This is a genomic window from Nitrospira sp. Nam74 (assembly GCF_965152615.1).
Map to the genome: position 1 here is coordinate 1,864,076 of NZ_OZ224220.1, position 20,975 is coordinate 1,885,050.

Here is a 20,975-nt window from a genome sequence, read left to right on the forward strand (position 1 = left end):
CAGATGGATTTGATTCTCCGCGGCGCCGTGGAGGTCATTCAACAATCTGAATTGGAATCGAAGCTGGCCCGCTCGCTCAAAGAGCAGCGTCCGTTGCGAGTGAAGGCGGGATTTGATCCCACGGCGGCCGATCTTCATCTCGGTCATACGGTATTGATCCACAAGCTGAAACATTTTCAGGATCTCGGGCACCAAGTGATCTTTCTCATTGGTGACTTTACGGGCATGATCGGCGATCCCACCGGCGTGTCGGACACTCGGGTCGCGCTGACGAAACAAAAAGTGCGCGAGAACGCCACAACCTACGAGCGACAGATTTTTAAGATTCTGGATCCGGCACGCACGACGGTGGAATTTAATAGTCGCTGGATGGGCACGATGACGGCGGAGGAATTGATTCAGGTCAGCGCCCATTACAATGTGGCGCGCATGCTGGAGCGCGAAGATTTCCACAAGCGCTATCATGAGCAGAAACCGATCAGCATCCACGAGTTTCTCTATCCGTTGATTCAAGGGTACGACTCCGTTGCGCTCAAGGCCGATGTGGAACTCGGAGGGACCGATCAAAAATTCAATCTGCTCGTCGGGCGCGATTTGCAGCGGGACTTTGGGCAGGAAGCGCAGGTCGTGCTGACGATGCCCTTGTTGGAAGGAACCGATGGCATTCGCAAGATGAGCAAGAGCCTCGGCAACTATATTGCGCTCGAAGATACCCCGGAAGATATGTTCGGAAAACTGATGTCCATCAGCGATGCGCTCATGCTGCGCTACTACGAGTTGTTGACGAGTGAGGACTTAGCTCATCTCAACGCCGTGCACCCGATGCAAGCGAAGCAGTCGTTGGCCGAACACATTGTCACGCGCTACCACGGAGCTACTGCAGGACAGCAGGCACGGACAAAATTTCAGCAAAAATTTCAAGAACGGGAATTTCCCGCCGAACCGGATGCACGCATCATCTTGCACCCGGCCGATGTGTCCGATCCCGCTTCACCAGCCATTGGATTGGTCGATCTCGTCGCCCGAACTAAACTAGTCCCCAGTAAGAGTGAAGCCCGTCGCTTAATTGTTCAAGGCGGCGTCGAGATTGATGAACAGAAACAGGCTGATCCGAATGCAAGCCTATCCCTCGAACCTAACCATCAGTATCGCGTAAGGATTGGCCGTCGCAAGTTCGCCGTGGTGCAATTCCAGCCCTAATAGGTATCTACTCCTAGCCGCCCTTCATGTATGCCGGCTCATGGTCAACATATAGCATTCGTTGCTATGTCACACTAGACGACGATCTCCGCTTTCAAGCCCTTACTATCCACTTCTGTGTCGGCCGTCAGTGATACCTCCTTGCCTTCTGCGATCCGTTTCGCGGTCCACAGGCAGGCATAGGCGTCGATGATATCTGTGCTCGCCCCACGGACTTCCCGCACATGCATCGGGATGTCGGGGAAGTGACGAAGAAGGAGGGTTAGCCGCTCCTTCTGACCTTGTTTCGTTCTCTTGTTGAATCTCATTGGCTTTCCCTGGTTCATCATGGCGAAGCACAGCTCTGGATGCGCTTCGCGCACCCGATGTTGACTCGACGGCGTCATTCCTTCATCGACCTCGCGGATCTTTGGCAGGATGCCGGCGACCTGTTTAGAGCATTTCTTGCCTTCCTGTGCAAACCGTCTACGGCATGCTTCTTCCCAGGTGCCGGCGTCCAGCATGCTACGGATGGGGGAGGGAAAGATACTGGTTCCCCGAGCGCGGCCTAAGAGACGGCGTGCCTCCACATCGCAGGTGCGGGCTCCATGGTCCAGGACCCCGATGGGGATATCGATGATGACCAATGCGAGCCTGCTATCATCTAGAAGGGCACTAAAGTTTGGATATGCTCTCACCACAGTTTTGCCGCGCCTTACTTCAATGGCCGCAACCCATCCGTTTTTGTACCCATCAATTCCAGCTAGCATGGTGTTTAGTCAATGCGTCTTCAGTGACCCGCTCATTTCTCATCCTCAGAACGAACAAAATGGTGTAACTCTTGCCGGCGGGCTACCAGTATCGTTTTCGCCTCGTTCCAACCGATTACTCAATTTGCCGTTCATTTGAATTCGGTTCTATTTGTCGCTCGTCTTTCCGTTTTGTCCCTTTCCTTAACACCCTAATAACACCGACGTTAGCACCTGTGCCACCCCCCAAAATGCTTCCTCGCTTGTCGCTTGGGATTCGTCCTAAAAGCGGACATGGATTTCCGGATGTTTGATGATTTAGGCCAGGGGGAGTGTACCGAATCGGTTTGATAGTTCCATCGCTGCATGGAGAAAGCCTTCGATCGCCATAGTCAGCCATCATTGTCGAAAGCCATGACAGGGCTCTTTACTGCTCATTGACAGATATAACAATTCGCATGAGGATCAACCGAGGTGTCGATTGGCGGGGCACGGGTGTGTCGGATTTGGATCGGCTGTTTCTTACGCAACCATTGCCAGAGACGTTGATCCTCGACAAGGGTCCCGAATTCGCGGGGACGGCCGCTTGAAACGCTTGGCGAGTAGACCGTTTTGGCAACCGTTCACCTTCCAATTGCTCAGGTATGGTGTTTTATTTCCTCTCTTTCTCCTTTAGAACGAGTCTGAAGGACACGAATCGTTTCCGCCTCCGTCTTACGGCACACCCGCCCTCATCCTGATATCCAGCTGGACCACAAGCGAATAACTATGGACGCATGGATGACATGGAGCTGCGCGGCAATTCAGAACTGTTTGATCTGCTCGTCAAGAACGTCAATGGGTTGGCGATTTTCACACTTGATGCTGAAGGCCGCGTAGCGAGCTGGAACGAATCTGCCGAACAGCTTCTAGGATATCAGGACAACGAAATTGTGGGCCAAAGGGCGGACCTGTTTTTTACCGCTGAAGACCGGGCGAAGCAGGAACCAGAGAAGGAACTGGCGACGGCTGTCGCAGTCGGGCAGGCCAGCGATGATCGCTGGATCGTACGAAAGGATCACTCGCAGTTTTGGTGCAGCGGCTTAACCATAGCGTTACAAGGGGGGACGCTTCGGGGATTCGCGAAGGTGATGCGCGATCAGACGGACATGAAGCAGGCACTCGACGAAGTCACCCGTTTAAACCACCAGCTACAGGACACGATACGTACCCTCAATCGGGCGCAAGAGACTCTTTACGACAAAGTCCGAGACTTGGAGAAGTTTGAAGAGGCCGTGGTGGGACGGGAGCTGGAAATGATTAAAATTAAGAAACGGCTTCATGATACCGAAACCGAATTAGAACGGCTCCAGAGAAAGGATTCGTAATCTCCTTTCTGCCCACCGTTCCTGTCCGCACGCGATGCCCCTCAGTGACAGCCTGTCGGCGATTCACCTATTAGCGGGAAGCCAGGCGCTTTAACACACCTTCACGGGACTCTTGTTGCTTCACCATTAAGCGATGGTGAGCGACGTCCAGACGCGCGTGGGCCATATTGGCATGTTTCCAGAGCCTGTCCAGCGAGCTTTCCAGGCTGGCGAGGCTCTTGTTGTTGAGTTGCCGCGATGTTGCTACGAGGCCTTCAATGCGCTTGATCGTGTTGGGCCGTAGATGACTGTCCGCGATGAGCCGCTTCAACTCTTCCACGCGCCGGCTGAGACGTTCGGTCATTAACCGACGTATTCGTACCTCTCTCGCGAGATCATAGGTGTTTAAGGCGAGCGTGAGGGCGGTCACCAACTCTTCACGATGAAACGGCTTCCCCAGCACATCGTCTGCCCCCATATTGATGGCCTGTGATGCCAGAGCCGCATCGACATGGGCGCTAAAGAGAATGACGGGCACATGGGGACGGAGCGCCTTCGCTTCCCGTAATAGGCCAAAGCCGTCCAGCTCGTTCATGTTGAGGTCCGTTACCATCGTCGAGACTTCGTGCTTCTCCAAGTGGTACAGAGCCAAGCGAGGCGATTCAAACGGATGGAGGCGGACATCGGGCAAATGTAACTCCATCAGGCCGCTCACGGCTGTCAGCAAGGTCGGATCATCGTCGACGACCATAATGGATGGATGTGGCATGTAGGGTTTAGCTTAAAACGATGTGTGTATAAGAGCAATGCAATGAAAGGCTTAGTGTATTCAAGGGGGGTGGTGTCGCTTTCGCCAGGGGATGTATCCGAGGCAAACTCTTTGGTAGCCGTACTTGCACAGCGGCAGCGGTAAGGCCATGGCGAAGTTCGCTGCATTCAGCAATCAGAATGCCAGCGCAACGCCTGGAGTGATACAGAGCGTTGGAAACGCTTCCTGACACCAACACCGTAATAACACTTCCTCTATTGCAACGCATTCGTTCAGATGCTAAGGTAGCGAGGTTGCAGCGAGAGCGGGCGTAGCTCAGTGGTAGAGTCCTAGCTTCCCAAGCTAGTTGTCGTGGGTTCAAATCCCATCGCCCGCTCCAAATCTTCCAACTACTTGCATCTGATCCACCGTCTGACAGTCTCCCTTCCTCCAATTCCATTTAAACCTTCGTCTCTTCAGGACTTTGTCGAGACAACTTTCGGCCTTTGGATGACAAAACCAAGCGATCTGGATGCCAGTCTATCCATTCGCATGATACTGAGAGGGACTGATCGGAGAATGTTCTGAATGATCTCTATTGCGCACAGAATTCAGCGCGCAATTGAGGAATCTGGCTCTCAGGTAAAAAGCGCAACGCCTGATATTTGCTGTGCGACTCCGCCTTTCCTAACGGGGAGTGCCCATACCTGGGCTATACAGATAAAGGAGCCGCTCTTGTTCCATGTTCTGTTGGAACGTTACTTCATCTTGTGGGACATACTCAAGAGGCTGGCTCAGCTCAGAGCTAAGACATGCCCGGTATTCCTTTTCAGGTAAAGCATGTCGATTTTCCCAACAAGAAGGCATGCTAGATGTACAGCCTTCAAGTAGGAGAACAGATAGTAGCATCAGCCTAGACATCGACCGAACGTTCTTCTCCGACCTTTGACAGTCGGACTCTCGGCGCATAATCGCTATCGATACCCAGGTCACTGTCACGATCAGCAGCAGTGCAGTTAAACCTATGATGAATATAATCGTAATCATCAAATGGATTATAAGGATGGGTACGACAGGGTCAAGTCGGGCAAAGGTCTGTAATGGGATAGAGCCATGGGGACATGATGAGTCTCTTTTTCCGTTCCGAGTTCAGTCACGGTTCCGTCCAAAAAATTACGGTGACCGGTGTGCAGGGTGGTCAACCGTAGTCACGAAGCGAGAGATCCTTGATCATCAATGCCTCCTCCGACGAAAATCCCGGTAAGGCATGGTTAATCTCAAATCCGCTTCCCAATCTCGTTATTAGAGAGGCTCAAATCCCCTTGCCCGCTCCAATCTTCCATTTGATTGCCAGGCACCTTCGTATCTGCTTCGGCTTTGGTGCCCTCCAGCACGGTGTTCGCCCTTCCCCTCTCCTAACTTGATGTGTCCTTCCTCATGAAATCGTCTGGCGAACATTGTAAGATGTAGCTAGCCTAGACCAATGGAAGAAGGGAAGTGCCTGCCATGATGAGGCCTGGGACTCGTAATCGCAGGGACTTGGTACCTGTCCATGGGGACACGCAAAAAGTGATAACACCTACCGGGCTTACAGTAAGGTTACGGACCTGCTGATAACAGACTTATTCCGACTGTTTTAAGATAGTCTGGCTGTGTGATTCAGAGGCATGGAGGCATACTTCGCAACATACTTGTTCAGTGATGCATCCGGCTCTCTATCTCATATTGACCATGCACACAGAAAGGAGGTGGGCGTTTCTCGATATTAATTAGCAGCGGCATTGCTGACACCTGAACCATTTCGACCATCGTACGTTGTGGAGTGGACCATGCAAAACCCTTGGGTTTGCCGCTACGATCGAGGTGTCCCGGTCGGCTGTACATATCCTCACTGCACCCTGCCTGACTTGCTCCGTGAGTCGGTTACCAAATTTCCCAACACGACAGCCCTTTTCTTTTACGGTCATCGCATCAGTTTCTTGGAACTCTATGATCTCGCGATGCGTTTTGCCGTCTATCTGGATTCGATCGGCGTGCGCCGGGGGGATCGCGTCGCAATCATGTTGCCCAATATCCCTCAAGCCATCATTGGCTATTACGGAGCTCTCTTGGCCGGGGCCACCGTCGTTCAAACCAACCCCCTGTACGTCGAGCATGAACTGGAAACGCAACTGCGTGACTCAGGTGCGCACACGATTCTTGCCCTCGATCTCTTTTATCCCCGCATCCATGCTATCCAGGAACAGACCGCGCTACGACAGGTCATCTTCACCAGCGTGCGTGACTTTCTCCCGTGGGGAAAGCGCCTGTTCTATCCAATTAAGGCCAGGTTGAGCGGGCGCTGGTTGAGCCTCAAGGAAGGCCCCTCGCTGTCTAACTTTAGCGAGACGTTGAAATACATTCCTCCGGACTCTGCCCGAACGTACTCGCTGCCATCGCTCTCTCCTGACGATCTTGCGCTCCTTCAGTACACCGGCGGTACGACGGGTACTCCCAAAGGGGTCATGCTGACCCATCGCAACGTGATTGCCAATGCGACACAGTGCCGTGCCTGGGTGCCTGACTTACAAGAAGGGTGCGAGGTGTTCCTCGGCGTCATCCCATTCTTTCATGTCTATGGTTTGAGCACGTGTCAGCACTTGGCCATGATGACCGGTTCCACATTGGTCTTGCTCCCCCGGTTTCAAGTGGCGGAGGTGTTACGAGCGATCCAGACGCATCGCGTCACGATTATGTCGGCGATACCGATGATGTTTATGAAGATGACCGAATTCCCGAAGGTGCACCGCTACAACCTCGGGTCGCTTCGCGTCTGTCTCAGTGGGGCCAGCCCGCTCCATGCGGAGGTGCAGGAGGCCTTCGAACGTTTGATAGGTGTGCGGATTACGGAAGGATATGGACTGACGGAGGCGGGGCCGGTCACTCATTGCAATCCCGTCTATGGCGAGCACCCGCCGGGCTCAATGGGAGTGCCGTTTCCCGATACCGAGACACGCGTGGTCGACCTTGAAACAGGCGAGCGCCTCTTGTCTGTTGGCGAAGTCGGCGAATTGACCGTTCGCGGTCCACAGATCATGCAAGGCTACTGGAATAACGAACAGGAAACATGCGAGGTCCTTCGGAACGGATGGCTGCATACCGGCGACATTGTCCAACAAAACGACCACGGATTCTTTTTTCTCCTCGATCGGAAGAAAGACATGATCAAAACACGCGGGGAGAGTGTCTATCCCAGGGAAGTGGAGGAAGTGTTATTCCGACATCCTGCCGTAAAAGACGTGGTGGTCGCCGGCGTCCCGGACTACCAGTTCGGAGAGGCGGTGAAGGCGTATGTCGTGCTGCATGACGGTCAGTCGGTGACCGAGTTGGAACTGATTGCCCATTGCCGGCGGTCCTTGGCGGTCTTCAAGGCGCCTTCAAGCATCGCTTTTCGTCATGAATTGCCGAGAACCATGGTGGGCAAGGTCTTGCGGCGGGCGTTGCAACATGAAGAGGCCGCCAAGACAGGCATCGATCCACAACCCTTGAGGCCTGATAAGCAACTGGCCGTTGGAGATGTACGATGAAAGACGTAGTCGTCATCGCAGGCGTGCGTACCCCGATCGGCAACTTTGGCGGAGCCTTGAAAGATATCCCGGCGCAGAAGTTAGGAGAGTTGGTCGTGCGGGAAGTCATGACGAGAACGGCGGTGGATCCCGCGCTGATTGACGAAGTGATCGTGGGATGCGTCGGACAGTTTACCGATGCCGCCAACATCGCCCGCGTGATTGCGCTGTTGGCCGGGCTTCCTGTCCGCATACCGGCCTATTCCGTGCAGCGTAACTGTTCATCCGGCCTCCAACCCTTCGTGAACGCATGCCAGAATATCCAAAGCCAGGACGCAGACGTTCAGATTGTCGGAGGCGTGGAAAGCATGAGCCGGGCGCCCTATGTGAACCGGGATTTGCGATGGGGAAAACGGCTCCGTCATTCAGAATTCAGCGATAGTCTGTGGGAAGGGCTCACCGATCCGGTGTGCGGGCAGATGATGGGGAGAACCGCTGAAAACCTGGCCGAAGAGTTTGGAATTAGGCGCGAAGAGCAGGATCAGTTTGCGGTCGAAAGCCATCGTCGAGCCTTCCGTGCGCTACGCGAAGGTCGGTTCAAAGATGAAACCATGCCCCTCACCATTCCCAAGTCGGTAGCCGGCCGGGATGTCGCGCCGGCGGTATTGACTCAGGATGAGGGGCCGAACGTCGGGTTATCGGAACAGCAGCTTGCCCTCTATCCACCCTTATTTAAAGAAGGCGGAACCGTGACGGCCGGTAATAGTTGTCCCTTGAACGATGGTGCGGCCGCCGCTCTTGTCATGTCCGGCGAGCGGGCTCGTCAACTCGGCCTCAAGCCCATGGGACGCGTCCGAGGCTATGCCTTTATCGGCGTCGAGCCGACACGGATGGGGATCGGACCCGCCGAAGCCCTTCCGTTGGCCCTGAAACGGGCCAACGTGGCCATGAACGACCTCGAACTGATTGAGCTGAACGAGGCGTTTGCCGCGCAATATCTAGCAGTAGAACGCGCGTTGGGGCTACAGCGGGACAGGGTCAACGTGAATGGAGGGGCGATCGCGTTGGGTCATCCCGTCGGAATGACCGGTACGCGATTGGTCATCACGCTGCTTCATGAGATGAAACGACGTGATGCCGCTCTGGGTGCGGTGACGATGTGTGTGGGAGGAGGACAAGGAGCGGCGCTCGTACTCGAGCGTCTATGACACATGATCACGAACGAAGTGAGGTCCCCATGTACATCTATAGAGTCGGGGTCGTCGGGGCAGGGACCATGGGCGCGCAAATCGCTCAAGTGGTCAGCTATGCCGGGCTTCCGGTCGTGCTGACCGATGTGACCATGGACCGGGCGCAGCGGGGAATAGAGACCGTGCGCCGGATCTATCAGGCCCGGGTCGAACGAGGCAAGATGACTCCCGAGCAGGCTGAGGAAAAAATGTTATTGGTTTCGGCTGGAGGTGACTTCGGTGCCTTGCAGGATGTGGATCTCGTTATTGAGGCGGTCTCGGAGAACCTTGCGCTCAAACGGCAGGTCTTCCATGACCTTGACGCCGGCTCCGCCCCCGGAGCGATGTTCGCGAGCAATACCTCCGCTCTCTCAATTTCCGCCTTGGGTGCGGTCACCCGCCGACCCGGCAAGGTCCTCGGGCTGCACTTCTTCAACCCTGCGTATGCGATGCCGCTTGTCGAAATCATTCCCGGACTCGCAACCGATCCTGAGACCGTGAATGACATCGTCAGTTTCGCCGAAAGTATCCGAAAGGTCCCAATCGTGGTCCGGGAATGTGCAGGGTTCCTGGTGAACCGCCTGCTCATGTCGTATCTGAACGAGGCGGTCTTTTGTGTGCAGGAAGCAGCCGCCTCCTGCAAAGACATCGAACATGACATGCTCGCGTTCGGGATGCCGGTCGGGCCCTTTACTCTGCTCGATACCGTCGGGCTCGACATTTCGTACGACGTAGCACGGATTCTCTTTGAGCACTATGGGCCTCGAATGGCGCCGGCTGAGCTTCTCGCTGAACTGGTAAAGGCCGAACGGTTTGGCGTCAAGAATGGACACGGGTTTTATCAATACGACGGACCGGATACGGGGATGCTCGAGCGGCTCATCGAGAAGGTCCGGCACGAGACGGGTCATTGCAACACACCGTGGAAGCCCACACGCCTCTTATTCGCCATGGTGAATGAGGCCGTTTTGGCCTTGCAAGAGGGGGTTGCCTCGGCACGGGACATCGATCTAGCGATGGTCGCGGGAATCGGATTTCCTAAAGAGAAGGAAGGACCATTGCATTATGCGGACGCGCTAGGCATCGACACGGTCTTAGCGGAACTCGAAGCATACTCTCAGACGCTGGGCACGCGGTTTTGGCCGGCTCCCATGCTGCGTCGGATGGTCGCGGCCGGATTTAGAGGGAGCGCTGCGGGGCGAGGCTTCTTTACCTATTGAACCATGTCAGGGCCTGCGGGCCGGAGGACGCCTATGACAACGACGACCGAATACCTGTCTTGCACCGTTGAGAACGGCGTGGCCACATTGGTGCTGAATCACCCGCCTGTCAATGCACTCACGTCTTCCATACTTGCACAGATTGAAGCCACGTTCGATGGTCTGGCAAAGGACGACGGCATCAAGGTGATCATCCTGACAGGCACCGGCCGCGTCTTCATTGCAGGGGCGGACATTAAGGTAATTGCAGCGATCACCTCGTCCCGTGAAGGCAACGAGATGGCGCTCCGCGGGCAAGCCGTGTTGAACAAGATTGAGTCGTGTGACAAACCCGTCATCGCGGCCATCAACGGCACCTGTCTTGGGGGAGGGTTGGAACTCGCATTGTGCTGCCACATCCGCCTGGCCGCCGAAGCGGCGCGTTTGGGTCAGCCCGAAATCAATCTGGGGATTATTCCCGGATTCGGGGGCACGCAGCGCCTGACCCGCCTCCTGGGTCCGTCCAAAGCTCTGGAGCTGATCCTCACGGGTGATGTGATCTCCGCCTCGGAAGCGAAGGCGCTGGGACTTGTCTCGCAAGTCATTTCTGCAGACGATCTACAGAGACAAGTGCAAGGCTTAGCGCGCCGGATCGCCTCAAAAGGACAACTGGCCGTCCGTGCAGCCATTCGCTCCGTTCGTGACGGTCTTGAACTTGGACTCCGAGAGGGATTAGCCCGGGAAGCGCAGTTGTTTGGTGATCTGTGCGACTCGGAAGACAAGCGCGAAGGGGTAGGGGCTTTTTTGGAGAAACGACAGCCGCAGTTCAGAGACCGCTAATACTGAAGTTGAGGGGAGTGCGCAGATGAGTGCACGATCCAGACTCGCTCTCGCGCTGTCAGGTGGAGGGTTTACCGGTTATTTATTCGAGATCGGAGCTCTTGCGGCTCTTGATGATATCTTTGAAGACGGCTTCAACGTCAATCATTTCGACTTTTACGTGGGTGTGAGCGCCGGTTCAGCCGCTGCCGCCCTGATCGCAAATGGAGTGACGCCGGAAGAGATTCTTCGTGCCAACTTAGTCAGGGAGCGCCCCTATTATTTCGAGCGCCGAGATATTTTTGTCCCCGCAATGGGAGAGGGCTTCAAAAGCATTCCCCGGGCCGTCCGGCAATTCAGTCAAGTGGCGAGACTCTATCTCAGCAATCGCCGCGACATGGGTCTCGTTGACCTGTTAGAAACGGCTCAACAATCGCTTCCGGGCGGGTTCTATACCCTGGACCCATTTGCCCGATACTTAGAGGCGACATTCGCGTCGAAAGGCCTGAGCAATGCCTTTGGCGCGTTGCGCCATCCGCTCTACATCCCGGCTATTGATCTGGACACCGGGCAGAGTGTCATCTTCGGCGAGGAGGAATGGCGCGAGGTGCCGATTTCGAAGGCCATTACTGCCTCATCTGCGGCGCCTGTTTATTTCTGCCCGGTTCGCATTGGAGGCCGCGAGTATATCGACGCCGGAATCGGCCGTATCCCTTGCTTCGATTTGGCGACTCAGAAGGCGGCTGATTTAATGGTCATCATTCACCCCAGTTCACAGACCGGGTTGCCGTCTGAAAGAATGCCGGATCCGAATCGTGACCCCGTAAACGCTCGGCATCGCGGCTTTCTCTCGATTGCGGACGTGGCCTCACGGATCAACCTGGAAGCCCGGTTAGGCTTGGCCCTCGATCTGTACCAACGTGAACATCCCGATAAGTTCTTTGTCATTACCCCTTGCGAAAGCTTGATGTTTGAACGGAGCTTCCTGAGCTTCCGAGATCGTATTCATCTACTGCGTTGCGGTTACCTTTCTGTCGTTCAAACGATCAAGAAGCACATCACGCAAATTGGCCCGGCATTTGCTCGCCATGGCATTTCGATTTCGGTGGCAAAGATAGAGGAACGGCTGAAAACGCGGACCGAACAACTGTCTGGAATGCCACCTGCTCCCTCTCACACGTTGGCGAGTTCGCCTGTCCGAGCCGGCTGGTCATCGACATTCTGAAGGCGAAGGGCGAGGTTGATCGGCCGGTATGCCGGCCGTGAAGGAGGCGAGCATGGGGAAGGCAGAGCAAGTCTTCAAGGGATCTCTGGCAGCCGCTGAAGCATCCCGAGATGCGACTTGCTATTCAGGGTTCATGTCCGGCCTCTTCCAGGGTGTTGTGCGCCAACATCTCTTTCGCGCCTACTCGCTGTCAGCCATGAGCCAGGACGCACAAGAGTTCGAAGACAAACTCCGTCTGGTGTTGATCGAGAAGGTGGACCCCGAGCGAATCGATCAAGAAGGAGAAATTACTGAGGATGTGTTCGCGGCTCTGCGTCAGATTGGCGCCTTCGGGATCAAGATCCCCAAAGCCTACGGCGGTCTCGGCCTGTCCCAAGCCGAATATCACACGGTGGCCACGCTGCTGGGGGGGCACGATGCCTCGAGCACCGTGCTGCTCTCGGCGCATAATTCTATCGGCGTGGCGGAGCCGCTCAAACTGGTGGGCGACGCGGCACAAAAGAAGAGATGGCTGCCACGCCTTGCCAGCGGTGAGATCTCAGGATTTGCCTTAACTGAAAAGGATGCCGGCTGTGATATCTGGGATATTAAGGCCTGTGCCATTCCCGTCAGAGAGAACGGCACACTCGTCGGCTATCGTGTCTCAGCCGACAAGCTGTACACCACGAATGCTCCGCGCGGCGACCATGCCTTTCTGGCTTCCCTGCTGATCGTCATTGCGCAGATTGTCGAAGCTCCTCATGAAGTTCATCGTTTGAAGGAGCAGCGGCAGTTCGGCGCGTTTGTGGTGGAGACGAATTCTGTAGGTTGTAGTTGTGGGCGCCTTCGCTTCATGGGCGTTCGTGGCATCTACAATGGAGAAGTGCATTTGCGCGATGTGTTTGTGCCCGTGGACAACCGACTTGGAGAAGAGGGCAAGGGCCTCCGGCGTGCCTTGGAAAGTCTAACGGTCGGCCGGCTCACGCTTCCCGCCGCCTGTTTAGGAGTCTTGAAGAAATGCCTCTGGTTTGCCCGGCTCCGCGCACAGAAGAGAGTCCAGTACGACCGCCCCATCGGTGAGCACACCGACATCGGCGCGAAGCTTGTCGCCATGGCATCACGGGTGCTGGCGCTTGAAGCTCTCGTCAAGATCAGCGGGTTATGGGCCGATGCCGAGGAAGACGTTCGTCTCGAGTCGGCGGCCATCAAAATCTTATCAACGGAATGGCTGCTGGAATCGTTGCTTGATTTGTTCCGCATATACGGCGGACGCGCCTTTGAAACGCCGGACTCATTGCGGCTGCGTGGAGAAATTCCGGTGCCGATAGAACGGATGATACGGGATTCGCTGATTAACGTAATTTGGGAGGGAACCAATGGCATTTTGAGTCTCTGGATCGGGAGGGAAGGTCTTGAGGAATACTTTCAGCAGGGCAAGGGTTTCCTCAATTTCCAATTCACAGAGATGCTTCGCGCCACGCCGTTTTTCATCACTGTTGCCTCCCGCTCCATGAACGCGCTTGGTTATGAAAAGAACGGTACGGCTGCCCCGTATGGAGGCTGGGAGCGTTTTGTGGCAGAGAAGAGTAGGGAACTGGCTCGAAAAACCCTTGCGGTCACCGCACGTTATCGTCAACGGCTCGTACCAAAGCAAATCCTAATGAAACGGTTTGTCAAAGCCAGTATGAACCTCTTGGCCATTGAAGCCGCGGTCTGGTACGCATCGCAGCCGGAAATCAAAGAACATAGTCTCTCCAAAAGCCTACTGGAGCATTTCTGTTCACAGATCAGAGACGAATTTGATCCTACGCCGTTGTTAGCCATGCAGGTGTCATGTTGCAACGATGACACGGCTGTCTACCGGCTTGCGAAAGAGATTATGGCAGGAAAAGCCGACTGGCTTGAAGATGGGATCATCAAAGTGTTGCCGACGTGACGGAGGTGCTGGCAGCCACACGGAATGCGGAACTGGATGGTCATGAATCATCGTTTCCGTAGGCGGTCGCATTCGGACAGAAGGACCTGAGCCACGACATGCCCCTATACGACGTCGCGATAGTTGGTGGGGGCATCATCGGTCTCTCGGTCGGATGGGCGATTACTCAAAGGCATCCCCGAGCCAAAATTCTGGTCTTGGAGAAGGAGCGTCGCTGGGGGCATCATCAGACCGGGAACAATAGCGGTGAGATTCACTCCGGCATCCATTACGAGCCGGGAAGCCTGAAAGCCACCTATTGTAGAAATGGCAACATCGCGCTGGTGCAGTTCTGCCGGACATATGATATTCCGTATGATGTATGCGGGAAGGTCGTGGTCGCAACCGATCGGAAAGAGCTGCCTCAACTGGAAGAGCTGTACCGGCGTGCCATGCGCAACCGCATTGAGGTTAAGAAAGTCTGTCCAGAGGAGCTTCGAGCATTGGAGCCGCATTGTGCGGGCGTAGCAGCTTTGCATGTGCCCAGCACCGGCATCGTGAACTACCGCCAGGTCGCTGAAAAATTCGCCGAGCTTATCCAGAAGGGCAACGGCGATCTGCGGCTTGGGGCGGAAGTGAAGTACATACAGGTCCTGCCATTCGGGCTTCAGATCGATTGCTCTTTGGCCTCATACCAAAGCCGGTTCCTGATCAACTGTGCCGGCTTGCACTGCGATCGCATTGCCAAACTCATGGGGGTTGACACCGGCATGCGTATCGTGCCGATCAAGGGTGAATATTATCATCTGACTCCGCAAAAACGGCATCTCGTCAAGACGGTGATCTATGCCCTTCCGAACCCTCGCTATCCGTTTTTAGGTGCACATTTTAATAAGCTCATCAACGGAGAGGTCAGGGCAGGGCCGAATGCCGTGCTGACCCTGAAGCGGGAGGGTTATTTTCGCAACTTCGATCTGCATGATTCGACTGAACTGTTCGGGTCGAGGGCATTTTGGATGTTCGCGGCATGCAATTGGGTTGAGGGCGGAAAGGAACTCCTTCGTTCATTGAGCAAAACGCTTTTTGCGAGCCATCTCCAACGGCTTGTGCCCGACCTATCTTCAGAGGACCTTGTCGCTGGGCATGCGGGTGTCCGAGCCCAAGCACTCATGGATGATGGACGGTTAATGGATGATTTTCTTCTCGTACAGGGCCCGCGATCCATACATGTGTGTAACGCTCCTTCGCCGGCCGCGACGGCGTCCATCCCTATAGGGAACGCTATCGTCGATAGTCTCGGAGACGTGCTATAAGGTTCTGAAGACTCCGGAACACCCTCCTTTTGTCGTAAGACCACGGCCCAATTGTTTATGGTGACCGCTTGCCCTACGCTGCCATTCTGGTCATTTCACCAAGGAGGCGGCGATGTCATGTCCTCGTTGTGCCGGCTTAATGATTACCGTCACGCTGGAAGATCGGGAGAGCACCTATGTGAAATACCCGGCGTTGAAGTGTGTGACGTGCGGGAACGTGCTGGATCCACTTATTGCCAAGCATCATGTGGATCGTCAGCCTGTCTACCGGAAATAGCGACGTGACGAAGAATCAGGTGTCGTTATCGTCCGCGTAGAAGCTCGTCCTCTCCAATGCAGGGGCAGACCACAGCTCACCAGCGGTCGTGCGTCCCCCAGATCAATATCTATTGTAACTGCGCGGCATCCATGGGAGGCGGTGGTGTCATTGTATTTTGGCCATCCGTCGCGCATACCCACCATGAATCTGGTCCACCTGCAATAAGTCCACAATCGCCGGGAACAAATGGTGGCGCCATGGAGAGGGTTCCAGTCGGCTGAGAGGTGAGCCGTTCAGGGTCTTCCTCCATGTAGGTTCGGCCATCTCTCGATAGACGCTTGATGGTGTGGATCGGGACCGTGCGATTACTGTTATCGATAATTCGTAATCCGGTAATGGCCTTGTCTTGGATGGACGCATTCAAGCGGTTACCATCCTTGGCATAGATCGTATGGTCACCATTCGACAGTTGTGATAGGTCTACTGCTACAGGCACGGCAGGCCGAAGTTGTGATTTGACTGGTTGCATGGCTGGGTCCGTGCCGTGAGTGCCACTACAACCGGCCACCAATGATCCACAGATACTGAAGGTGAACAGAGCCACAAATCGTCCTCGCATATGCCCTCCTTGCCACGCCGCATTCGGCATGATCAGACCATAGCAACAATATTCACTTATAAAATCGTACGGGCGTATTTACGATAACGCAATCATGCGTCTTACTTAAATGATCTACATCAGCGAGTTAACAACAGGTCTGCGCCGTAGATAGTGACGCGCCAATCAAGGTGGACTCAATTCGCCGTCTCTGCATCTGCTATAGTACAAGTATGAATGAACGCTCACTCATAGCGGCATGCAGCGCGTGTCTTTTCCTGCTGACGGCTTCCTGTGCATCACGCGAGTATGTGATCCCGGAACCCATTGCAAGTCAAATCGACACTTCCCTTGCGTTTGACCAACTCCACGCAGCTCCAACGTCTCATGTCGGCAAGATCGTAGTCTTGGGAGGGGAGGTGTTGAACGCAAAACGCTCGCCCGATGGGACCTCGATGGAAGTCCTCCAACTCCCTCTGGATGGCACCGAACCGTTGACGGACATACAGCAATCTCAGGGGCGATTCCTCGCGGTGCAGAAGGAATTCTTGGATCCCGCCACATTGTCCGGCAGGCCGCGCGTTACCATCGTCGGCGAAGTAAGCGGCGCCAAAACGCAGCGGCTTGATGACATCGACTATACATATCCTGTCCTTGCCGTCAGGCATATGAAAGTGTGGCAGGACGCCTTTGCCTACGGACCTCGCCCCGGACCACAATTCGGTGTCTCCATCGGCGGGGGCACCGGCGTGGGAATTGGGGGCGGTGGCGGCATTGGAATCGGATTCTAAGACATCCCCACGACTTCGTGTCGTTCTGTCAAAAGACATCATCCTTTCTGTGTGTTTCATCTTTCTCCTCGATTAGGTATCCTTCCATAGGTATCATAATAAGAATGCGGATCGCGGGAGGAGTGTATGAAATTCATGAGAGGGATCTGCACCATGGTCATGCTCTGGGGAACGATAGGGTGTCAGTATTACGAAGAGTATCGAGTAAAGAAGGGAACTGCGGATGTTCGCGAAGAGACAGCGGAGATGATGCGAGCCTATCGTTTATGTCTGCAACGGTACGAAGAGGATCCTCCTAAAGCGAAAGCGCACTGCGCTCCGTACACCCAGTCATTACGGGAAGTTGAGATTAGACGTGAAGTCGTCCGATAGAGGGGAAGCGTCACGTATTCGGGACGTCGCGCGACGGTTCCTGATGCGACGGCCGCCACGCGTGCATGTCGAGCGCGAGCGGTGCGTTCCGTACCAGGCGCTCAATCTCTCGCTCACAGCGCGACCACTCCCATGATGTGATCAGTTTTTCGGTGGAGTAATAGAACTGGCGAGTTTGGCCAGTCCGAGCTTTGAGATAAAGCGGAAAGCCGTGATTCAGTGCTTGGCGGACCGGAGTACGCGAATTCTTCCAGTTCATCCGCCGACAAATGGCGGTCAGTCCCCAGTACTCGATGACGGGCTGATGAGGCGCTTGGCTTTCGAACAATGATTTATTCATCACAGATGCTAGAGCGATCTCAGTCTCACCTTCGTCACGCAATCCTTGGGCCAATTTGTCGTTACTGCGTAAGTAGCCTTTATTATTCAGCAATTTTACATAGCGCTCTAACAGTGAGGCAAGGAAGTCGCCCGCGACTATTAAATTTGTCGACACCTACCAAGGCACGATAGCGTCGGAGTGTCGCCAGACGGGTTTTGCGATAATTGAAAACCAATTGAAGTTTTAAGCGCTTATACCAGAGCGAGAGCGGTCGCTGCTCGCGTTTGTATTCAAAGCGAAAGGCGTTAATGGTTGTAAAGTTTTTCGACACCTCTAGGCGGAAACGTCACAGCATGAGAATAAAGCGCTACGTCAGGTCCGACACCACGGAGGAGCATGTACGAAGATTTCTGAACACGAAGGAGAAGTTCCGCGAGTGTAAAGTTTATACGGAGACGAGACTGTTAAATTTTTCGACGCCGACTATCGAAGGACGGCCTTATGGCATGAGAGCGGCAAGGCGGGACCGAGAAATCATCTGAAGCGAGGAAAAGGCTGCGGCCTTAGACGGCCTTCTTGATCATCCCGGAACGGAGGCAGCGAGTGCACACACGAATACGTTTCGCGGCGCCATTAATCAACGCTCGGACAGTTTGAAGATTGGGCCTAAAGACGCGCTTGGTCTTATTGTTGGCATGGCTGACATTGTGCCCGGATTGGTGCCGCTTGTTACAGATCTCACATGCAAATGCCACGGTCTGTACTCCTTCTCATTCGTTGTATTGAAAACAGGACGCATGCTACCATAGCCACCTCTTGTCTGACAAGCCTTCCGTCAGAATGGCTTCGGCGCGCCTCTCCATGACAAGTCCTTTGGAGAGGCTTCACCAGCTGGTGCAGCGTCTGGCCGGTCCCATTGCGTTCGCAAGCCGCGATGCCTACGCGCATCTCTCTAGCGTAAAAAATCTCGGGCCGTTTGTGTCGCATCAGGTCGTTCAAGCGTTGGCCGATCATGTGTATCTGCCGCACATCGAAACAGAACTTCTGGCCTTGCGTGAATTGTTCGTCGATTTCAACCAGCAATCGGATGCGCTGGAACAGCAACGTCGTTTGACGACTGCAAAAAGCATTCTGACTCGCCTGAGCGCGGCCGAAAAATCCCACCCTCTGCGCGGTGGTGGGGGCAAGGTGCTCCCATCGTCTGGCGTCGCTCCGTCGCGGGTGGGTTCGCTCTGGAATCTGCCGGTGCAATTTGTCCGTGGTGTCGGGCCGAAGCGCGCCGCATTGCTCCAACCTCTAGGCATTGTTACGGTTGAAGATGCACTCTGGTTTCTGCCCTGGCGCTATGAAGATCGATCGGTCCTCACACCGATCGAGCGTCTTGCTCCTGGGATTGAATCGACGATCTGCGGAATTATACGCGCGTGCAATGTGACGCGCACCCACCGGCGCAGGATGACGCTTGTCCGCGTCCGTATTCAAGATGACACGGGGACCCTTCCGGTCGTGTATTTTAATCAGCCCTATCTTGAACGCATGTTCACCCCGGGTGCTCGCGTCATGATGAGTGGCCGCGTGACGGCTGCACGGGGCGGATGGACGGATCTTCAAATGGAGAACCCTCAGTACGAAGTGATCGGCGAAGCAGACGAGGCGGTTCTGCACGTAGGACGGATCGTTCCGATCTATCACGAGAGGAAGGGACTGACCTCTCGGCAGATCCGCAGTCTGATGAAAGTGGTGCTGGATGAGTATCTTTCAGCTGTAGAAGAACTGTTGCCCGCCGGCATGGAACGTAAGTATGGCCTTCCGGGGATCCACACCGCATTTGCCGACGTGCATTTCCCTCCGACCGGGACTGATCTGCTCGCGCTCGACCGTGGCACGACGCCGGCTCACCAGCGCCTCGCATTCGAAGAATGTCTGGTGCTGGAACTGGCGCTCGCCATGCGCCAACGATCCATGAAGGAGGACGTGAAGGGCATCCGGTTTCATGTCGATACGCCGCTGACTGCTGAACTTGGCAGGCGCCTTCCCTTTCAATTGACGGCGGCTCAGGCGCGTGTCCTCTCAGACATTCGAAAGGACATGGGGAGAGCCCGTCCGATGAATCGTCTGGTGCAGGGGGACGTGGGCTGCGGAAAAACAATCGTGGCTCTCCACGCTATGCTGCTGGCTTGTGGCTCCGGCTATCAAGCCGTGTTGATGGCGCCGACCGAAATCTTAGCCGAACAACATTATCTCAACCTACGTGATCTGATCCACGACCTCGGCCTCAGGAGTGTGCTATTAAAGAGCGGCGGACCGGCCAAAGCGAAGGCTGCCGTGCTGCAACAAATTCGGACCGGCGAGGCGCAGATCGTCGTCGGCACACATGCCGTCATTCAAAAGAACGTGCAATTCAATAAATTAGGGTTGGCCGTCGTAGACGAGCAACACAAATTTGGGGTGCTGCAACGCAAGACCTTGCTCGAAAAAGGGCTGCATCCGGACGTGCTGGTCCTCACAGCAACTCCGATCCCTAGGACGTTGGCTATGACCGTATACGGCGATTTGGATGTCTCGACCATTGATGCCTTGCCGCCAGGTCGAAGACCGGTTCAAACCTGGCTCTTTACGGGACCGCAGCGCCGGCGCGCGTACCAAATTGTTCACGATCAGCTAGCTGCCGGCCATCAAGGATATATTGTCTATCCGTTGATTGAAGAATCGGAGAAAACCGATTTAGCGGCGGCCGTCCAAGCGGCGGAGCGGCTACAGGCTTTCGATTTTTCGCAGTATCACGTCGGACTGCTTCACGGGCGGATGAAGTCCGAGGAAAAAGCACAGACGATGGCCGCGTTTAAGGCAGGCGAGATACAGGTGTTGGTGTCAACGACTGTGATTGAAGTCGGGGTTGATGTGCCGACCGCCACAGTCATGCTGATAGAGCATGCCGACCGATTCGGCATGGCCCAGTTACATCAACTCCGAGGCCGCATAGGTCGCGGGACAGAGGCATCGTATTGTCTGTTTGTCGTGGAGGGCGGCTGGCGGGAAGGCGCCAACCCGTCGATTGCTCGGGAACGGTTGGAAGCTCTGGTGCGCACAACAGACGGATTCGAGATTGCCGAAGAAGATCTGCGCATCCGTGGTCCAGGGGAATTCTTTGGCATACGCCAGTCGGGCATACCTGAATTTCGTGCGGCGCACCTCATCCGCGATCGTGTGTTACTGGAGCAGGCTCGAGCGGAGGCGTTTGCATTGATTCGGCGAGACCCACATCTCACGGCTCCAACCTCTCAGGCCTTGCGTGACGCGACGCTACGGCGGTGGAAGGAGACACTTGATTTGGGCGCGATCAGCTGAAGGAATGATCCTGAGGCCGAGCAGATGAATGGTTCAGCA

General features: G+C 55.1%; 18 protein-coding genes and 1 tRNA gene. 14 read left to right on the forward strand and 5 right to left on the reverse strand.

The annotated features are described in order from the left end of the window. Window positions 1–3: 3 nt before the first annotated feature. Complete coding sequence (gene tyrS, locus ACWHYZ_RS08970) at window positions 4–1,200, forward strand: tyrosine--tRNA ligase (RefSeq protein ID WP_447987546.1); 1,197 nt, start codon at window positions 4–6, stop codon at window positions 1,198–1,200. Between the two features lie 74 nt (window positions 1,201–1,274). Here the strand turns inward: tyrS and ACWHYZ_RS08975 are convergent, their stop codons facing one another. After that, window positions 1,275–1,949 (reverse strand): DUF429 domain-containing protein, encoded by a 675-nt coding sequence (locus tag ACWHYZ_RS08975; protein ID WP_447986933.1) that lies wholly within the window; start codon window positions 1,947–1,949, stop codon window positions 1,275–1,277. A gap of 755 nt (window positions 1,950–2,704) precedes the next feature. Here ACWHYZ_RS08975 and ACWHYZ_RS08980 point away from each other — a divergent pair. Continuing rightward, window positions 2,705–3,295: a PAS domain-containing protein gene (locus ACWHYZ_RS08980; protein ID WP_447986934.1), complete on the forward strand. Its 591-nt coding sequence runs from the start codon at window positions 2,705–2,707 to the stop codon at window positions 3,293–3,295. 70 nt (window positions 3,296–3,365) lie between these two features. Here ACWHYZ_RS08980 and ACWHYZ_RS08985 read toward each other — a convergent pair whose 3' ends face one another. Then, window positions 3,366–4,043, reverse strand: a complete 678-nt coding sequence (locus ACWHYZ_RS08985; RefSeq protein WP_447986935.1) for a response regulator — start codon at window positions 4,041–4,043, stop codon at window positions 3,366–3,368. A gap of 304 nt (window positions 4,044–4,347) precedes the next feature. Between ACWHYZ_RS08985 and ACWHYZ_RS08990 the strand changes: the two genes are divergently transcribed. The 9 genes from ACWHYZ_RS08990 (at window position 4,348) to ACWHYZ_RS09030 (ending at window position 15,523) form a co-directional block, all read left to right on the forward strand. Continuing rightward, window positions 4,348–4,422: transfer RNA gene (locus ACWHYZ_RS08990), tRNA-Gly, on the forward strand. 1,429 nt (window positions 4,423–5,851) lie between these two features. Then, on the forward strand, window positions 5,852–7,588 hold the full coding sequence (locus tag ACWHYZ_RS08995; protein ID WP_447986936.1) for a long-chain-fatty-acid--CoA ligase: 1,737 nt from the start codon (window positions 5,852–5,854) through the stop codon (window positions 7,586–7,588). Beyond that, complete coding sequence (locus ACWHYZ_RS09000) at window positions 7,585–8,775, forward strand: thiolase family protein (RefSeq protein WP_447986937.1); 1,191 nt, start codon at window positions 7,585–7,587, stop codon at window positions 8,773–8,775. The genes ACWHYZ_RS08995 and ACWHYZ_RS09000 overlap by 4 nt, the downstream gene beginning before the upstream one ends. A gap of 29 nt (window positions 8,776–8,804) precedes the next feature. Then, window positions 8,805–10,016 (forward strand): 3-hydroxyacyl-CoA dehydrogenase, encoded by a 1,212-nt coding sequence (locus ACWHYZ_RS09005; RefSeq protein WP_447986938.1) that lies wholly within the window; start codon window positions 8,805–8,807, stop codon window positions 10,014–10,016. Window positions 10,017–10,049: 33 nt separating this feature from the next. Next, entirely contained in the window at window positions 10,050–10,835 is a 786-nt protein-coding gene (locus ACWHYZ_RS09010) for an enoyl-CoA hydratase-related protein (protein ID WP_447986939.1), read from the forward strand. Window positions 10,836–10,860: 25 nt separating this feature from the next. Continuing rightward, complete coding sequence (locus tag ACWHYZ_RS09015) at window positions 10,861–12,039, forward strand: patatin-like phospholipase family protein (RefSeq protein WP_447986940.1); 1,179 nt, start codon at window positions 10,861–10,863, stop codon at window positions 12,037–12,039. Window positions 12,040–12,091: 52 nt separating this feature from the next. Continuing rightward, entirely contained in the window at window positions 12,092–13,954 is a 1,863-nt protein-coding gene (locus ACWHYZ_RS09020) for an acyl-CoA dehydrogenase family protein (protein ID WP_447986941.1), read from the forward strand. A 98-nt stretch (window positions 13,955–14,052) separates the two neighbouring features. After that, window positions 14,053–15,246, forward strand: a complete 1,194-nt coding sequence (lhgO, locus tag ACWHYZ_RS09025; RefSeq protein ID WP_447986942.1) for an L-2-hydroxyglutarate oxidase — start codon at window positions 14,053–14,055, stop codon at window positions 15,244–15,246. A 112-nt stretch (window positions 15,247–15,358) separates the two neighbouring features. Continuing rightward, a complete protein-coding gene (locus tag ACWHYZ_RS09030; protein ID WP_447986943.1) occupies window positions 15,359–15,523 on the forward strand; it encodes a hypothetical protein in 165 nt (54 codons plus the stop codon). Window positions 15,524–15,632: 109 nt separating this feature from the next. Here the strand turns inward: ACWHYZ_RS09030 and ACWHYZ_RS09035 are convergent, their stop codons facing one another. Further along, window positions 15,633–16,124: a hypothetical protein gene (locus tag ACWHYZ_RS09035; RefSeq protein ID WP_447986944.1), complete on the reverse strand. Its 492-nt coding sequence runs from the start codon at window positions 16,122–16,124 to the stop codon at window positions 15,633–15,635. Window positions 16,125–16,336: 212 nt separating this feature from the next. Here ACWHYZ_RS09035 and ACWHYZ_RS09040 point away from each other — a divergent pair, with 212 nt between their 5' ends. Both ACWHYZ_RS09040 and ACWHYZ_RS09045 read left to right on the forward strand, forming a co-directional pair. After that, entirely contained in the window at window positions 16,337–16,894 is a 558-nt protein-coding gene (locus ACWHYZ_RS09040; protein WP_447986945.1) for a Slp family lipoprotein, read from the forward strand. 126 nt (window positions 16,895–17,020) lie between these two features. Then, a complete protein-coding gene (locus ACWHYZ_RS09045; protein ID WP_447986946.1) occupies window positions 17,021–17,266 on the forward strand; it encodes a hypothetical protein in 246 nt (81 codons plus the stop codon). 10 nt (window positions 17,267–17,276) lie between these two features. Here the strand turns inward: ACWHYZ_RS09045 and ACWHYZ_RS09050 are convergent, their stop codons facing one another. Both ACWHYZ_RS09050 and rpmB read right to left on the reverse strand, forming a co-directional pair. After that, entirely contained in the window at window positions 17,277–17,606 is a 330-nt protein-coding gene (locus ACWHYZ_RS09050; RefSeq protein WP_447986947.1) for a hypothetical protein, read from the reverse strand. A gap of 545 nt (window positions 17,607–18,151) precedes the next feature. Further along, complete coding sequence (gene rpmB, locus ACWHYZ_RS09055) at window positions 18,152–18,343, reverse strand: 50S ribosomal protein L28 (protein ID WP_447986948.1); 192 nt, start codon at window positions 18,341–18,343, stop codon at window positions 18,152–18,154. Between the two features lie 106 nt (window positions 18,344–18,449). Here rpmB and recG point away from each other — a divergent pair, with 106 nt between their 5' ends. Continuing rightward, window positions 18,450–20,936: an ATP-dependent DNA helicase RecG gene (gene recG, locus ACWHYZ_RS09060; protein ID WP_447986949.1), complete on the forward strand. Its 2,487-nt coding sequence runs from the start codon at window positions 18,450–18,452 to the stop codon at window positions 20,934–20,936. The last annotated feature ends 39 nt before the right edge of the window (window positions 20,937–20,975 follow it).

Coding starts and splice junctions, on each gene's coding strand:
- tyrS (WP_447987546.1), top strand. CDS start 4: ATGGATTTGATTCTCCGCGGCGCCGTGGAGGTCATTCAACAATCTGAA.
- ACWHYZ_RS08975 (WP_447986933.1), bottom strand. CDS start 1,949: ATGCTAGCTGGAATTGATGGGTACAAAAACGGATGGGTTGCGGCCATT.
- ACWHYZ_RS08980 (WP_447986934.1), top strand. CDS start 2,705: ATGGATGACATGGAGCTGCGCGGCAATTCAGAACTGTTTGATCTGCTC.
- ACWHYZ_RS08985 (WP_447986935.1), bottom strand. CDS start 4,043: ATGCCACATCCATCCATTATGGTCGTCGACGATGATCCGACCTTGCTG.
- ACWHYZ_RS08995 (WP_447986936.1), top strand. CDS start 5,852: ATGCAAAACCCTTGGGTTTGCCGCTACGATCGAGGTGTCCCGGTCGGC.
- ACWHYZ_RS09000 (WP_447986937.1), top strand. CDS start 7,585: ATGAAAGACGTAGTCGTCATCGCAGGCGTGCGTACCCCGATCGGCAAC.
- ACWHYZ_RS09005 (WP_447986938.1), top strand. CDS start 8,805: ATGTACATCTATAGAGTCGGGGTCGTCGGGGCAGGGACCATGGGCGCG.
- ACWHYZ_RS09010 (WP_447986939.1), top strand. CDS start 10,050: ATGACAACGACGACCGAATACCTGTCTTGCACCGTTGAGAACGGCGTG.
- ACWHYZ_RS09015 (WP_447986940.1), top strand. CDS start 10,861: ATGAGTGCACGATCCAGACTCGCTCTCGCGCTGTCAGGTGGAGGGTTT.
- ACWHYZ_RS09020 (WP_447986941.1), top strand. CDS start 12,092: ATGGGGAAGGCAGAGCAAGTCTTCAAGGGATCTCTGGCAGCCGCTGAA.
- lhgO (WP_447986942.1), top strand. CDS start 14,053: ATGCCCCTATACGACGTCGCGATAGTTGGTGGGGGCATCATCGGTCTC.
- ACWHYZ_RS09030 (WP_447986943.1), top strand. CDS start 15,359: ATGTCATGTCCTCGTTGTGCCGGCTTAATGATTACCGTCACGCTGGAA.
- ACWHYZ_RS09035 (WP_447986944.1), bottom strand. CDS start 16,124: ATGCGAGGACGATTTGTGGCTCTGTTCACCTTCAGTATCTGTGGATCA.
- ACWHYZ_RS09040 (WP_447986945.1), top strand. CDS start 16,337: ATGAATGAACGCTCACTCATAGCGGCATGCAGCGCGTGTCTTTTCCTG.
- ACWHYZ_RS09045 (WP_447986946.1), top strand. CDS start 17,021: ATGAAATTCATGAGAGGGATCTGCACCATGGTCATGCTCTGGGGAACG.
- ACWHYZ_RS09050 (WP_447986947.1), bottom strand. CDS start 17,606: ATGAATAAATCATTGTTCGAAAGCCAAGCGCCTCATCAGCCCGTCATC.
- recG (WP_447986949.1), top strand. CDS start 18,450: ATGACAAGTCCTTTGGAGAGGCTTCACCAGCTGGTGCAGCGTCTGGCC.